The 14693-nt window shown below is 67.4% G+C and carries 16 protein-coding genes; 8 read left to right on the top strand and 8 right to left on the bottom strand.

Annotated features, from left to right (window positions below; translation table 11 throughout):
- The 5 genes from ASJ79_RS05360 to echA20 all read right to left on the bottom strand — a co-directional run.
- Nucleotides 1-1448 (bottom strand): phospholipase D-like domain-containing protein (locus ASJ79_RS05360; RefSeq protein WP_156448285.1); only part of this gene is annotated, 1448 nt, incomplete at its 3' end.
- 36 nt (nt 1449-1484) lie between these two features.
- Nucleotides 1485-2552 (bottom strand): (3aS,4S,5R,7aS)-5-hydroxy-7a-methyl-1-oxo-octahydro-1H-indene-4-carboxyl-CoA dehydrogenase, encoded by a 1068-nt coding sequence (gene ipdC / locus ASJ79_RS05365; protein WP_067953704.1) that lies wholly within the window; start codon nt 2550-2552, stop codon nt 1485-1487.
- A gap of 3 nt (nt 2553-2555) precedes the next feature.
- A complete protein-coding gene (gene ipdB / locus ASJ79_RS05370) occupies nt 2556-3305 on the bottom strand; it encodes a cholesterol ring-cleaving hydrolase subunit IpdB (RefSeq protein WP_067953705.1) in 750 nt (249 codons plus the stop codon).
- Entirely contained in the window at nt 3302-4189 is an 888-nt protein-coding gene (ipdA, locus tag ASJ79_RS05375) for a cholesterol ring-cleaving hydrolase subunit IpdA (protein ID WP_067953706.1), read from the bottom strand. Before ipdA ends, ipdB begins: the two co-directional genes overlap by 4 nt.
- A complete protein-coding gene (gene echA20 / locus ASJ79_RS05380) occupies nt 4186-4941 on the bottom strand; it encodes a (7aS)-7a-methyl-1,5-dioxo-2,3,5,6,7,7a-hexahydro-1H-indene-carboxyl-CoA hydrolase (RefSeq protein WP_067953707.1) in 756 nt (251 codons plus the stop codon). The genes ipdA and echA20 overlap by 4 nt, the downstream gene beginning before the upstream one ends.
- A gap of 52 nt (nt 4942-4993) precedes the next feature.
- Between echA20 and ASJ79_RS05385 the strand changes: the two genes are divergently transcribed.
- A complete protein-coding gene (locus ASJ79_RS05385) occupies nt 4994-5791 on the top strand; it encodes an SDR family oxidoreductase (protein WP_067953708.1) in 798 nt (265 codons plus the stop codon).
- A gap of 15 nt (nt 5792-5806) precedes the next feature.
- Nucleotides 5807-6712 carry an SDR family oxidoreductase gene (locus ASJ79_RS05390; protein ID WP_067953709.1) on the top strand — a complete coding sequence of 302 codons (906 nt, stop codon included), beginning with the start codon at nt 5807-5809 and terminating at the stop codon, nt 6710-6712.
- Nucleotides 6713-6717: 5 nt separating this feature from the next.
- Here ASJ79_RS05390 and ASJ79_RS05395 read toward each other — a convergent pair whose 3' ends face one another.
- Genes ASJ79_RS05395 through ASJ79_RS05405 form a run of 3 tightly spaced genes read right to left on the bottom strand, consistent with a single transcriptional unit; the run spans nt 6718 to nt 8785 of the window.
- Nucleotides 6718-7218 carry a nitroreductase family deazaflavin-dependent oxidoreductase gene (locus ASJ79_RS05395; protein ID WP_067953710.1) on the bottom strand — a complete coding sequence of 167 codons (501 nt, stop codon included), beginning with the start codon at nt 7216-7218 and terminating at the stop codon, nt 6718-6720.
- Nucleotides 7219-7227: 9 nt separating this feature from the next.
- Nucleotides 7228-7611, bottom strand: coding sequence for a hypothetical protein (locus tag ASJ79_RS05400; protein WP_067953711.1), 384 nt, complete (start codon nt 7609-7611; stop codon nt 7228-7230).
- A 10-nt stretch (nt 7612-7621) separates the two neighbouring features.
- On the bottom strand, nt 7622-8785 hold the full coding sequence (locus tag ASJ79_RS05405) for a steroid 3-ketoacyl-CoA thiolase (protein WP_067953712.1): 1164 nt from the start codon (nt 8783-8785) through the stop codon (nt 7622-7624).
- 121 nt (nt 8786-8906) lie between these two features.
- On the opposite strand from ASJ79_RS05405, the gene ASJ79_RS05410 reads away from it, so the two are divergent.
- The 6 genes from ASJ79_RS05410 to ASJ79_RS05435 all read left to right on the top strand — a co-directional run.
- On the top strand, nt 8907-10169 hold the full coding sequence (locus ASJ79_RS05410; RefSeq protein ID WP_067953713.1) for a cytochrome P450: 1263 nt from the start codon (nt 8907-8909) through the stop codon (nt 10167-10169).
- A gap of 26 nt (nt 10170-10195) precedes the next feature.
- Nucleotides 10196-11224: an acyl-CoA dehydrogenase family protein gene (locus tag ASJ79_RS05415; protein ID WP_067953714.1), complete on the top strand. Its 1029-nt coding sequence runs from the start codon at nt 10196-10198 to the stop codon at nt 11222-11224.
- A 1-nt stretch (nt 11225) separates the two neighbouring features.
- Nucleotides 11226-12389 carry an acyl-CoA dehydrogenase FadE29 gene (gene fadE29, locus ASJ79_RS05420; protein ID WP_067953715.1) on the top strand — a complete coding sequence of 388 codons (1164 nt, stop codon included), beginning with the start codon at nt 11226-11228 and terminating at the stop codon, nt 12387-12389.
- Nucleotides 12389-13360 carry a bifunctional MaoC family dehydratase N-terminal/OB-fold nucleic acid binding domain-containing protein gene (locus ASJ79_RS05425; RefSeq protein WP_067953716.1) on the top strand — a complete coding sequence of 324 codons (972 nt, stop codon included), beginning with the start codon at nt 12389-12391 and terminating at the stop codon, nt 13358-13360. Before fadE29 ends, ASJ79_RS05425 begins: the two co-directional genes overlap by 1 nt.
- Nucleotides 13357-13758: a MaoC family dehydratase gene (locus ASJ79_RS05430; RefSeq protein WP_067953718.1), complete on the top strand. Its 402-nt coding sequence runs from the start codon at nt 13357-13359 to the stop codon at nt 13756-13758. Before ASJ79_RS05425 ends, ASJ79_RS05430 begins: the two co-directional genes overlap by 4 nt.
- The coding region (locus ASJ79_RS05435) for a lipid-transfer protein (RefSeq protein WP_067953717.1) at nt 13758-14693 on the top strand (936 nt) is incomplete at its 3' end. The genes ASJ79_RS05430 and ASJ79_RS05435, both read left to right, overlap by 1 nt.

Here is a 14693-nt window from a genome sequence, read left to right on the forward strand (position 1 = left end):
ACGAGCACCCCCCAGGACAACTGCATCGCCGGCGTCACGTAGAACAACAGGCCCAGCGTGACCATCGCCAACCGGTGCGCGGCCGCGGCGAAGAGCAACAGCGGCAGCGCGGTCTGCGGATCGGCCAGCCCGCCGTCCTGGCTACCGTCGGGCGCCCGGTCCAGGTGCTCGCGCAGCAACCGCAGCCGCAGCTCCCGCGCGTACGCGCCGTCCTCGTCGAGGACCGCGCACGACAGCTCGCTGTCGTGGGTCCAGGACCGCCGGTTGAAGTTGTCGCTGCCGACACTGGCCCACACGTCGTCCACGACGCAGACCTTCGCGTGCACGTAGACAGGTGTTCCCCAAGGGTTTTCGAGGTCGAACACGTGCACGCGGTCGGGGCTGACCCGACTACACGCCTCCACGGCCTCTCGGCGGCCGATCTGGTTGGGCGGCAGCGCCAACCGGCCGTCGACATCGGGGTGTCGTGGCACCACGGCCACCAGGTGCAGCTCCGGGTTGTCGGCAAGGGCACGCGCGAACAGCTGCGCCACCCGCTTGGACCACAGGTACTGGTCCTCCAGGTAGACCAGCCGCCGGGCGCGGCGCAGTGCCTTGCTGTATCCGCGGGCGATGCTGCGCTCCCCGTCGGGAGCGAAGTCGTACTCGAAATGCGCATCGGGATACGTGCGCAGCACCTGCACCGCATGCCGGCCGCACGGCGGCGGATCGGGTGGCCGATCGGGTAATTCGCCGGGTTCCAGATCGGCGCCGCGCAGCTTGTCGCGGATCCACGCGATCGGAGACAGCATGTCCAACTGCGCGGGGTCGTTCCATCGTTCGCGGAACGTGGTGTCCAGCGCACCGACCACCGGGCCCTGCAACCGCAGCTGCACGTCGTGCCACGGCGGGTGGTCGCCGTAACTCTTGGCCATCCGTACCGCTTGACGGTCCCCGCGGTGGGACGCGTCGTCGCGGCGGGAATGGCACAGGTCGATGCCGCCGACGAACGCGACGTCCCGCTCGGGCGCACCCGGATGCCGAACCACCACCAGCTTCTGATGGTGCGAGCCACCGAAGCGGACCCGCTGGTCGAGCAACACCTCCCCGCCGGCCTTCTCGATCGCGTCGCCCAGGTGCTGATTCTCTTCCTCGCTGTAGGCGAGTTTGTCCAGATGCGACCGCCACATCAACCCTTTGACGACGACGCCGCGCTCGGCGGCGCGGGAGAACAACTCGGCGACCGTCGGGCCGTCGTCGCGCAGTTTCTGATCGGGGTCGCCGCGCCAGTCGGTGAAGAACACGTAGTCACCGGCGCGCAGCGCTTCGACCTCGGTGGCGAGCTGGTCGAAATAGACCGAACCATGGATCAGCGGCTCGGCCCGGCTGCCCTCACACCAGGTGGGGACGCGGGAGTGCGGATTTCCGCGCTCGTGCGCGGTGAGGAACCACTCCGCGAGATCGGACATGCATTCTCAGTACCCCGAAGCACGCCCCGCGAAGACCTAGTCGACGATCATCCCCGCTGCCGAGCGAAGATGCGCGACGGCCTCGGCGACTATCGACGGCACCAGTTCGGCGCAGGACGGCAGGTCGTCGATGATGCCGGCCACCTGACCCGACGCGAGCACACCGGCGTCGGTGTTGCCCTCGACCAGCCCCGCCTTGAGCAGCATCGGGGTGTTGGCGGCCATCACGACCTGCGACCAGGTCAGCTCCTTGCCGTGGCGCATGGCCAGCCCGTCCCTGATCATCGACGGCCACGTCATCTGGGACATCTTTTTGAACCTCTGCGCGTTGCCGACGGCGGCGGCGAAGCCGCGCAGCCGCGATCCACTCTCCAGCTTCTCCACCAGGCCGGTGCGCAGGACCCGGTGCGGCATGCCGTCCACCCGCGTGGACACCACGGTGCCGTCCAGCGCGGCCTCCAGATAGCGCTGTTTGACCGCGTCGGGCACCGTCGAGTCCGACGTCAGCAGGAACCGGGTGCCCATGGCGACTCCGGCCGCTCCGTAGGACAGCGCGGCGGCCAGGCCCCTGCCGTCGAAGAAGCCGCCGGCGGCGACGACCGGCATCCCGGTGTCGGCGACGGCGTCGAGCACCGAGGGCAGCAGCAGCGTGGTGGCGATCGGGCCGGTGTGCCCGCCGCCCTCACCGCCCTGGACGATGACGGCGTCGGCGCCCCAGCCGGCGACCTTCTTGGCGTGTTTGGCCAGCCCCACCGACGGGATCACCACGACGCCCGAGTCTTTGAGTTTGGCGATCAGGTCCGGCTTCGGGGCCAGCGCGAACGACGCGACCTTGACCCCTTCGCGGATCAGGAGGTCGACGCGTTCGTTCGCATCGCCCGCATCGGCGCGGATGTTGATGCCGAACGGCTTGTCGGTGGCGGCCTTGACCTTGGCGACCGCGGTGGCGAGCTCGTCGAGCGTCATGGTCGCCGAGGCCAGGATGCCCAGACCGCCGGCGTTCGACGTCGCCGAGACCAGCCGCGCACCGGCCACCCAACCCATACCTGTCTGCACGACCGGATGCTCGATGCCGAGCAGTTCGGTCAGCGGGGTCTTCAACATGGCTTAGACCTTGACTTCTTTGTCGCGCAATGATTTCGGGTCGATGACCTCACGGAGCAGTTTCTGCTCCTCGGCCGACGGCAGCCGGGTGGTCTCGGCCTCGCCGAGCCCGTGGACCTCGAACGACGTGTTCTCGGCGACCTGATCGGGCTCGATGCCGGGGTGCAGGGACACCGCACGCATCTGGTGGTCCGGGCCGTTGAAGTCGAACACGCCGAGGTTGGTCACCACACGGTAGACGTTGACGAAGCGGTAGGCCGGGTTGTCGGGATCCACCTTGTCCCAGCCGATTCCGGACACGATGTCGACCGACTCACCGAACACGCGCTTGGAGTGGTTGCCCACCCAGTAGCTGGTGGCGTGGTTGATCGTGTTGCCCGGTGCGCCGCGCACGCCGAACATCTGGCGCGTGGGGTGTTGCAGCGGGCCGAACGCGGAAAGGTTCTGGTTGCCGTAGCGGTCGATCTGATTGGCGCCCATCACCACGTGCCTGCGGCCCCAGGCAAGCGTCTCGAAAACCCGGCCGAACGGCATCCAGCCCTCGATCGTCGCGGCCGCGCCGATGGCCGGGGTGTCGGCGATCAGCCGGGCCTCGCCGTCGGTCAGCACGATGTCGGGGGAGAAGGTCAGCCGGGCCAGCCGCGCCCCGATCGACACGATGGTCGTCATCGGGCTGACCATGATCTCGCCTGCGCCACGGAACAATTCGGCACAGGCGACGGCGCACACCTCGGCGCGGGTCACGGAGATCACTTCGACGCCTCCTGGTCTTGTGCGAACTGGCGGACCGCGGCCTGGTAGTCCGCCTCGCTGCCGGAAAGATAGGTCTTCACGAACTCGGCCCAGGTCTCGTCCGATCCGGCGGCCTCGGCATAGTGACGCTGGAACGTCTCGTCGCGGCGGTAGTCGGGTTCGGCGGTGGTGAAGTGGGCCCCGTTGGGCGCCTCCACGACGGTGTCGACCATCATCCGGTTGATCAGCAGAGCTTGCGGCGGCACGGATTTCACAAGCTCCTCGGTCGAGACCACCTTTTCCACCGACAGCAGGCGCTTCTGCGCCGACATCAGGAACAGGTCGTCGAAGTACGGGTCGATGCCGGTGTAGGCCGCATTGCCCTGCGCGTCACCGAGGTTCATGTGGACGAGCGCGGCGTCGAGGTTCAGGGCGGGCATCGCGACCAGCTCTTCGTAGCCGTCACCGGTCGGATAGGGGGATTTGACGGTCTTGAGCTCGTCGCCCCAGAACGCGCGGACGTCGCTGCCCAGTCCGGCACGGATCGGCAGGAACGGCAGCCGTTGCGCGGCGGCCTGCAACCCGCACCGCAGCATGCCCTCGTCCATCTCACGGGACTCGATCGACCCCGACGTGCGGGCCTTGGCGAACCACGGGTCGTAGAACGGCGGCGAGTCCAACGACACGAACCCGTAGTACACCCGCTTGACCTTGCCCGCCGAGCACAGCAGCCCGAGGTCGGGGCCGCCGTAGGTGACGACGGTCAGATCGGTGACGTCGGTGCGCAGCAGCGCGCGGACGAACGCCATCGGCTTGCGCCGCGACCCCCACCCGCCGATGCCGATGGTCATACCGCTCTCGATCGACGCCACGGCTTCGTCGAGAGTCGTTCGTTTATCGGTCATTTCGATCCCTTGTCCGTGCCTGCGAACGCATCACGGTGTTCGTCGGACACACCGGCCAGATTGAGTTCGAACGTGAAGCCCTGTTCCATGCGGTATCTGGCATTGACGGGCTGGACGTCGATGAAGTTCAGCGCTTCCTTGGCCGCGCGGATCACCCGGGTGTCCTTCGACGCGATGTCCCGGGCGACGCGCAGCGCGGCCTCGTCGAGATCGGCGCGCGGCACCACCTCGTGCACCGAACCGAAGTGGTGCAGGGTGTCGGAGGTGACGGTGGCGGCGGTGAAGAACAGCCGGCGCATCAGGTGCTGCGGCACCAGGCGGGACAGGTGGGTGGCCGCGCCGAGCGCACCGCGCTCGACCTCGGGCAACCCGAACTTCGCGTCGTCGGACGCGACGATCACGTCGGCGTTGCCGACCAGGCCGATACCGCCGCCGACACAGAACCCGTTCACCGCGGCCACGACGGGCACCGCGCACTCGTACACCGCGCGGAACGCTTCGTAGCAACCGCGGTTGGCGTCGATCAGTGCGGTGAAACCCTCGGTGTTCTGCATCTCCTTGATGTCGACACCGGCGTTGAAGCCGCGGCCCTCGGCCCGCAGGACCACCACGTGGGTGCTCTGATCGCGCCCCGCGGTGGTGAGGGCGTCGGCCAGTTCGAACCAGCCGCGCGACGGGATCGCGTTGACCGGCGGGTAGTCGACGGTGACCGAGACGATGCCCGGTTCCACGGTCTTGGTGGTGATCGGCATGCAAACTCCTGGGTCGCTACCTAAGCAAGCACTTGCTTGGTACGCTAGCACAGTGACTGACGCCGTCGACAGGGCCGTTCCCGGCCCCAGCGCCATTCGGTTCGGGCTCACCGGGCGCGTCGTGCTCGTCACCGGTGGGGTGCGCGGCGTGGGTGCAGGCATCAGCAAGGTCTTCGCCGACCAGGGCGCCACCGTCGTGACGTGTGCGCGCCGCCCGGTCGACGGATCGCCCTACGAGTTCCGGCCCTGCGACATCCGTGAGGACGAGTCGGTCGAGGCGCTCATCGACGGGATCGTCGCGGACCACGGCCGGCTGGATGTGGTCGTGAACAACGCCGGCGGCTCGCCCTACGTGCTCGCCGCCGAGGCCTCGGCGAAGTTCAGCACCAAGATTCTTCAACTGAATCTGCTGGGTGCGCTGTCGGTTTCGACGCACGCCAACGCCGTGATGCAGACGCAGCCCGGCGGCGGGTGCCTCGTGAACATCTCCAGTGTCAGCGGGCACCGCCCGACTCCCGGCACCGCGGCCTACGGCGCGGCGAAGGCGGGCATCGACAACCTGACCGCCACGCTGGCCGTGGAATGGGCGCCGAAGGTCAGGGTGAACTCCGTGGTGGTGGGCATGGTGGAGACCGAACAGTCCGAACTGTTCTACGGAGACGCCGACTCCATCGCCGCGATATCGAAGAACGTGCCGCTGGGCCGGCTGGCCAAGCCCGAGGACATCGGTTGGGCCACAGCCTTTCTGGTCTCGGATGCGGCGTCCTACATCAGCGGTGCGACGCTGGAGGTGCACGGTGGCGGGGAACCGCCGCACTACCTGTCGACCACCACTGCCGACATCAAGTAAGGGAGAGAACGAAGAATGGGACTGCTCGACGGCCGCGTGGTGATCGTGACGGGTGCAGGTGGCGGAATCGGCAGGGCGCACGCACTGGCGTTCGCCGCCGAGGGGGCGCGTGTCGTGGTCAACGACATCGGCGTCGGCCTCGACGGATCTCCCGCGGGTGGTGGGAGTGCCGCCCAGAGCGTGGTCGACGAGATCACCGCCGCCGGCGGGGAAGCGGTGACCAGCGGCGCCAACGTCGCGGACTGGGCGCAGGCCGAGGGTCTGATCCAGACGGCGGTCGAGCGCTTCGGCGGCCTCGACGTGCTGGTGAACAACGCCGGCATCGTTCGGGACCGGATGTTTGCCAACACCAGTGAAGAGGAGTTCGACGCCGTCACGGCGGTGCACCTGAAGGGGCACTTCGCGACGATGAAACATGCCGCCGCCTACTGGCGAGCCAGGTCCAAGGCCGGTGAGACGGTCGACGCGCGCATCATCAACACGAGTTCCGGTGCGGGGCTTCAGGGCAGCGTCGGGCAGGCCAACTACAGCGCGGCCAAGGCCGGCATCGCGGCACTGACACTGGTCGCGGCCGCCGAGATGGGCCGCTACGGCGTCAGCGTCAACGCGATCGCGCCGTCGGCGCGCACCCGGATGACCGAGACCGTGTTCGCCGACATGATGGCCACCCAGGACAACGACTTCGATTCGATGGCGCCGGAGAACATCTCACCGCTGGTGGTGTGGCTGGGCAGCGTCGAGTCGCGTGACGTGACGGGCAGGGTGTTCGAGGTCGAGGGCGGCAAGATCCGCGTCGCCGAAGGCTGGGCGCACGGACCCGAGATCGACAAGGGCGCCCGCTGGGATCCCGCCGAGCTCGGTCCCGTGGTGACCGACCTGCTCGCCAAGGCACGCCCGCCGGTGCCGGTCTACGGCGCCTGACCGCCTCAGGCGGGGTCGCAGATCAGGATCGGGATCTTGCGGTCGGTGTAGGACCGGTAGTTCACGAAGTCCGGGTACAGCGCATCGAGTTTGGGCCAGTACTCGTCGCGTTCGGCGTCGGTCGCCTCGCGCGCGACCAACGTCAGCTTCTCGTTCTTGATCTGGAAGGTGACCTGCGGGTTGGCCTTGATGTTCAAGTACCACATCGGATTTGTGGCACGGCCGCCCTGCGAGGCGACCAGCACGATGCGGTCGCCTTCGCGCAGGAACAGCAACGGGCTCTCCCTGGGCTGACCGGACTTGCGGCCGATCGTCGTCAGGATCCCGACCGGGGGAGGCGAGGAGAACCGGTTCGACCCGAGACGCCAGTTGTATCCGATCCGGCCATCGGTGGCCTTGTAGGCCCAGGTGTTGATCTTCGACATCCATTTGATGCCGACGCCGACGGCCTTCGAGTTGAGACTCTCGACCTGCTTGGGACTCAACGGGCGCGGGGGTTTGGCCATGGCGGCACCTTATCTGGTCAGGAACGGGCGGATGGAGGCCTTGATGTGGTGGATCTGGGCCCGCCCGGACGGGTCGTCGGCCGGGATCAGGAACGTCTCGTCGATGCGGGCCCCGACGCGGCGTCCGGCCAGCGACGGTTTGGTGGACAGCTCGAAGCGGGCGTGGACGGTGTCACCGTCGACGGTGAACTCCGGTGCCGTCACCGCCCGGATCACCCGGTACTGCGGGCCCCGATTCAGGCTGCGGCGCAGGTGATCTCCGGAAAAGCCGGTCTTCAGGCCGACCTCGACCCGGGTGCAGCCGGGTGCGAACGGGACATCGTCGGCGCAGTGGGTGGCCAGCGCGGTGATGTAGGCCTGCGCGGCGGCGATGCGGTCCGCGGCGGGGATCATCCGAGATGCCCTATATCCGCTCGATGATGGTGCCCGTGGACAGTGCGCCGCCGGCGCACATGGTGATCAGCGCGGTGCCCTTGCCGGTGCGCTCGAGCTCGTGCAGTGCGGTGGTGATCAGCCGAGCGCCGGTGGAACCCACCGGATGGCCGAGCGCGATCGCGCCGCCGTTGACGTTGACCTTGTCTATGTCGGCGCCGTGCACCTGCGCCCACGACAGCACCACCGAGGCGAAGGCCTCGTTGATCTCGACCAGGTCGATGTCGCCGAGTTTCATCCCGGCCTTCTCCAGCACCTTGGCGGTCGACTGGACCGGGCCGTCGAGGTGGTAGTAGGTCTCGGCGCCGACGTTGGCCTGCGCGACGATCCGGGCGCGCGGCTTCAGGCCCAGCGCCTTGGCCTTGTCCTCGTCCATCCAGAGCACCGCCGCGGCGCCGTCGGAGATCTGCGAGGACGTGCCCGCGGTGTGGATGCCGCCCTCCATGACGGGTTTGAGCGAGGACAGTGCCTCGGCGGTGGTGTCGCGCAGACCCTGGTCCCGCGTCACCGGCGCCCACTCGGCGGTCGGCTGCTTGTTCTCGTCGAGCACCGGCGCGGAGATCGGGGACACCTCACGGTCGAAGCGGCCCTCGGCCCACGCCTGCTTGGCTTTGGCCTGCGAGGCCAGGCCCAGTGCGTCCACGTCGTCCCGGGTGATGCCGCGCCGCTTGGCGATCCGCTCCGCGGCCTCGAACTGGTTGGGCATGTCGATGTCCCACGACGATGCGCGGATCAGACCGCGATCCGGGCCGGCGTTGGCGCCTAGCCCGACCCGGCTCATCGCCTCGATGCCGCACGCGATGCCGATGTCGATGGCCCCGGTGGCGATCAGGCCGGCGACGAGATGGTTGGCCTGCTGCGCGCTGCCGCACTGGCAGTCGATGGTGGTGGCGCCGACGTGCTCGGGCAACCCCGCGGTCAGCCAGCCGACCCGGGTGATGTTGTTGGACTGCTCGCCGTACTGGGTGACGCAGCCACCGATGATCTGCTCGACCTCACCGGCATCGATCCCGGCCTTCTCGACGAGTGCTTTCTGGACCGCTCCCAACAACTCGGTGGCGTGCAGGCCGGACAACCATCCGTTGCGCTTGCCGATGGGGCTGCGAGTGGCTTCGACGATGACAGGGTTACCCATTGCGTCAGGCTAGAACACGTTTCATTAGTCTGACAAGCAGCGATGCCGCCGTGCCTTTCATCTGCGGTGGAGGCATGTTTTACTGGCACTAGAACACGTTGCAATTGAGGAGTGCTTAGCTATGCCCGCCCCGAATTCATGCCCGATCAGCCCAGACTTCGACTTCCTCGACGCGACCCTGAACCTCGAGCGTCTGCCCGTAGAAGAGCTCGCCGAACTCCGCAAGTCCGAGCCTGTGCACTGGGTCGACGTGCCCGGCGGGACGGGTGGCTTCGGCGACAAGGGCTACTGGTTGGTCACCAAGCACGCCGACGTCAAGGAGGTGTCGAAGCGCAACGACATCTTCGGCAGTTCCCCCGACGGTGCCATCCCGGTCTGGCCCCAGGACATGACGCGCGATGCGATCGACCTGCAGAAAGCGGTCCTGCTGAACATGGACGCGCCGCAGCACACCCGGCTGCGCAAGATCATCTCGCGTGGCTTCACCCCACGCGCCGTCGGACGGCTCGAAGACGAGCTGCGGGCCCGCGCACAGAAGATCGCCGAGACCGCGGCGGCCGAGGGTTCCGGCGACTTCGTCGAACAGGTTTCCTGTGAGCTGCCGCTGCAAGCCATCGCCGAACTGCTGGGCGTGCCGCAGGACGACCGGGACAAGATCTTCCGCTGGTCCAACGAGATGACCGCGGGCGAGGACCCGGAGTACGCCGACGTCGATCCCGCGATGTCGTCATTCGAGTTGATCCAGTACGCGATGAAGATGGCCGAGGAGCGGGCCAAGAACCCCACCGAGGACATCGTCACCAAGCTCATCGAAGCCGACATCGACGGCGAGAAGCTCTCCGACGACGAGTTCGGCTTCTTCGTGGTGATGCTCGCGGTGGCCGGCAACGAGACCACCCGCAATTCCATCACCCACGGGATGATCGCGTTCTCCCAGAACCCCGAGCAGTGGGAACTCTACAAGAAGGAGCGCCCGGAGACCGCCGCCGACGAGATCGTCCGGTGGGCCACCCCGGTGTCGGCGTTCCAGCGCACCGCCCTCGAAGACACCGAACTCGGTGGCGTACAGATCAAGAAGGGCCAGCGCGTCGTGATGTCCTACCGCTCGGCGAACTTCGACGAAGAGGTCTTCGAGAACCCGCACGAGTTCAACATCCTGCGCAACCCCAACCCGCACGTCGGGTTCGGTGGCACCGGCGCCCACTACTGCATCGGCGCCAACCTGGCCAAGATGACCATCAACCTGATCTTCAACGCCGTCGCCGACCACATGCCGGACCTCAAGCCGATCGGTGAGCCGGAGCGGTTGAAGTCCGGATGGCTCAACGGGATCAAACACTGGCAGGTGGATTACACGGGCAAGGGTTGCCCCGTCTCCCAGTAGGCACGCCGAGGCTCAAGGAGGAGTCGGTGGATTTCAGTCCAGACGAGGGGCAGCAGGCTGTCGCCGATGTGGTGACGTCCGTGCTCGAGCGCGACAACACCTGGGACGGCCTCGTCGCCGGCGGCGTGACGGCACTGGGCGTGCCGGAACGTCTCGGCGGTGATGGCGTCGGCCTCGCCGAGATCGCGACCGCGCTGACCGAGATCGGTAGGCACGGCACGGTCAGCCCGGCGCTGGTCACCCTCGCGGCGACCGCGGTGCTGCTCGATCTGGCTTCGGAAGCTCAGCAGGACCGTTACCTGGACGGAGTGGGCAAGGGGTCGGTGGTAACCGTCGCGCTCAACGAGCCCGGCGCCGCGCTGCCGGAGCAACCCTCGGTGACCCTCGCCGCAGGCAAACTCAACGGCACCAAGACCGGTGTCGGCTATGCCGCCCAAGCGGACTGGATCGTTGTGACGGCCGGCGGCGGCGTCGTGGTGGTGCCCGGCGATGCCGACGGCCTGACGGTGACCAAGACGCCGACGTCGAATGGCTCGGACGAGTATGTGTTGACGTTCGTCGACGTCGCCGTCGCCGACGCCGATCTGCTCGACGGTGCGACCCCGCACCGGGCCAACCAGTTGGTGTTGGCGTCCGTCGGCGCGTTCGCGGCCGGTCTGGTTGCCGGAGCCCTGCGCCTGACCGCCGACTACGTCGCCACCCGTGAGCAGTTCGGCCGGCCGCTGTCGACGTTCCAGACGGTCGCCGTCCAGCTCTCGGAGGTCTACATCGCCTCTCGGACAATCTCTTTGCTGTCCACCTCGGTGGTGTGGCTGCTCAGCGAAGGCCTCGACGCCGAGGACGACCTGGCGATTCTGGGATACTGGCTGACCTCGCAGGCGGCCCCGGCGATGCGGCTCTGCCACCACCTGCACGGCGGCATGGGAATGGACATCACCTACCCGATGGACCGCTACTACTCGTCGATCAAGGACCTGACCCGGCTGCTGGGAGGTCCCTCACACCGCTTGGATCTGGTGGGTGCAGGCCTGGGCGAGCGAAGCGACGGGAAATGACATGTACATCGAACTGACGCCGGAACAGCGCCGGCTGCAATCCGAACTGCGCGAGTACTTCTCGACGCTGATCAGGCCTGAAGAGGCCGAGGCGATGGAGTCCGACCGCCACAACGAGGCCTACCGCGCGGTGATCAAGCGGATGGGCTCCGACGGCAAGCTCGGAGTGGGATGGCCCAAGGAGTACGGCGGCCTGGGTTTCGGTCCCGTCGAACAGCAGATCTTCGTCAACGAGGCCAACCGCGCCGATGTACCGCTGCCGCTGGTCACCCTGCAGACCGTGGGCCCCACGCTGCAGGTGTACGGCACCGAGGAGCAGAAGCAGAAGTTCCTGCCCGGAATCCTTTCGGGCGACATCCATTTCGCGATCGGCTACTCCGAACCCGAAGCCGGCACCGACCTGGCGTCGCTGAGGACCACCGCGGTGCGTCATGGTGACGAATACATCGTCAACGGCCAGAAGATGTGGACCACCGGCGCCCATGACGCCGACTACATCTGGCTGGCCTGCCGCACCGACCCGGAGGCGGCCAAGCACAAGGGCATCTCGATCCTGATCGTCGACACCAAGGATCCCGGCTACTCGTGGACGCCGATCATCCTGTCCGACCGTGCGCATCACACCAACGCGTCGTACTACAACGACGTGCGGGTGCCCGCCGACATGCTCGTCGGTGAGGAGAACGGTGGCTGGAAGCTGATCACCACCCAGCTCAACCACGAACGCGTCGGCCTGGGTCCGGCCGGACGGGTGGCGGGGATCTACGACCGGGTGCACGCCTGGGCGTCGAAGCCGGGTTCGGACGGCGTGACCCCGATCGAGCACGCCGACGTGAAGCGGCTGCTCGGACAGATCAAGGCCATCTGGCGGGTCAACGAGCTGCTCAACTGGCAGGTGGCCGCATCGGGGGAGACCATCGCGGTCGCCGACGCAGCCGCCACCAAAGTGTTCTCCACCGAGCGCATCCAGGAGGTGGGCCGGCTGGCCGAGGAGGTCGTCGGCAGGTTCGGCAACCCCGCGGACCCGGAGACCGCCGAGCTGATGGACTGGCTGGACAAGATGACCAAGCGCAACCTGGTCATCACCTTCGGCGGCGGTGTCAACGAGGTGATGCGCGAGATGATCGCGGCGTCCGGTCTGAAGGTTCCGAGGGTTCCGCGGTGATGAAAGACTTGCAGGCGGGCATCGAAGAAATCACGGCGGCGGGCAAGAGCGATCCGCGCACCGGCCGGGATCCGGTGAACCAGCCCATGATCCACCACTGGGTCGACGCCATCGGCGACAAGAACCCGATCTATGTCGACGAAGAGGCGGCCAGGGCGGCCGGTCATCCCGGCATCGTCGCACCCCCGGCGATGATCCAGGTGTGGACGATGGGAGGACTCGGTCAGGGCCGGTCGGACGACGATCCGCTGTCGAAGATGATGCAGCTCTTCGACGACGCCGGTTATGTGGGTGTGGTCGCCACCAACTGCGAGCAGACCTACCACCGGTACCTGCAGCCGGGAGAAGAGGTCACCATCCACGCCGAGATCACCGACGTGGTGGGCCCCAAGCAGACTGCGCTCGGCGAGGGCTACTTCATCAACCAGCTGATCACCTGGACCGTTCCCAGCGACACCGCGGACGGCGAAGCGGTCGCCGAGATGAACTGGCGCATCATGAAGTTCAAGCCGCGGGCGGAGGACAAGCCGGCGGTGCCGGACGACCTGGACCCGGACAAGCTCATGCGGCCGGCCTCGTCGAAGGACACCCAGTTCTTCTGGGACGGCGTCAACGCTCACGAGTTGCGTATCCAGCGTCGCCCCGACGGCACGCTGCAGCACCCACCGGTGCCCGCGGTCTGGAAAGACCACACGGACCCGATCACTGAATCCGATTACGTCGTGGCCACCGGAACCGGCACGGTGTTCAGCTACGTCGTGCACCACGCGCCTCAGGTGCCGGGCCGCAGCCTGCCGTTCGTCATCGCCCTCGTCGAGCTGGAGGAGGGCGTGCGCATGCTCGGCGAGCTGCGCAACGTCGACCCCAGCGAAGTGCAGATCGGAATGCCTGTGCGCGCAACGTATATCGACTTCCCGGACAGTGACGTCAGCCCCGCCTGGACGCTGTATGCGTGGGAGCCGGCCCGGTGAGCGTGCCCGTCATCGAGGTCGGGGCCACGCTGCCCGAGCTCAAGATCTACGGCGACCCGACGTTCATCGTGTCCACGGCCATCGCCACCCGCGACTACCAGGACGTGCACCACGACCGGGACAAGGCGCAGGCCAAGGGGTCGAAGGACATCTTCGTCAACATCCTGACCGACACCGGTCTGGTGCAGCGCTATCTGACCGACTGGGCGGGCCCGACGGCGCGGATCAAGTCGATCGGCCTGCGCCTGGGTGTGCCGTGGTACGCATACGACACCATCACGTTCACCGGTGAGGTCACCGCCGTCGACGACGGCGTCGCGACCGTGAAGGTGGTGGGCGCCAACAGTCTCGGTAATCACGTCATCGCCACGGCGACAATCGTTTTGGGGGACCACTGATGCTCTCCGGCAAGGCCGCGATCGCGGGTATCGGCGCGACCGACTTCTCCAAGAACTCGGGCCGCAGCGAGCTCCGGCTGGCCGCCGAGGCGGTGCTCGACGCGCTCGACGACGCCGGCCTGACGCCGTCGGATGTCGACGGCCTGGTGACCTTCACGATGGACTCGAACCTGGAGACCGCCGTCGCGCGCTCCACCGGAATCGGTGAGCTGAAGTTCTTCAGCCAGATCGGCTACGGCGGTGGCGCAGCGGCCGCGACCGTGCAGCAGGCGGCGCTGGCGGTCGCGACCGGCGTCGCCGAGGTCGTCGTCGCCTACCGGGCGTTCAACGAGCGCTCGGAGCACCGGTTCGGTCAGGTGATGACCGGCCTGACGGTCAACGCCGATTCCCGCGGTGTCGAGTACAGCTGGTCCTATCCGCACGGCCTGAGCACCCCGGCCGCATCGGTGGCGATGATCGCCCGGCGGTACATGCACGAATACGGCGCGACCAGTGCGGATTTCGGCGCTGTCTCGGTTGCCGACCGCAAGCACGCCGCGAACAATCCGAAGGCGCACTTCTACGGCAAGCCGATCACCATCGAAGACCATCAGAGTTCGCGGTGGATCGCCGAGCCGCTGCGACTGCTCGACTGCTGCCAGGAGACCGACGGCGGTGTCGCGATCGTGGTGACCACCCCGGAGCGGGCCAAGGACCTCAAGCACCGGCCGGCGATCATCGAGGCGGCCGCGCAGGCGGCGGGCGCCGATCAGTTCACCATGTACTCGTACTACCGCGACGAACTCGGGCTGCCGGAGATGGGACTGGTCGGACGTCAACTGTGGGAACAGAGCGGCCTGTCACCCGACGACATCCAGACGGCGGTGCTCTACGACCACTTCACGCCGTACACCCTGATCCAGCTCGAAGAGTTGGGCTTCTGCGGTAAGGGCGAG

The sequence above is a fragment of the Mycobacterium sp. NAZ190054 genome (assembly GCF_001545925.1).
Taxonomy (GTDB): domain Bacteria; phylum Actinomycetota; class Actinomycetes; order Mycobacteriales; family Mycobacteriaceae; genus Mycobacterium.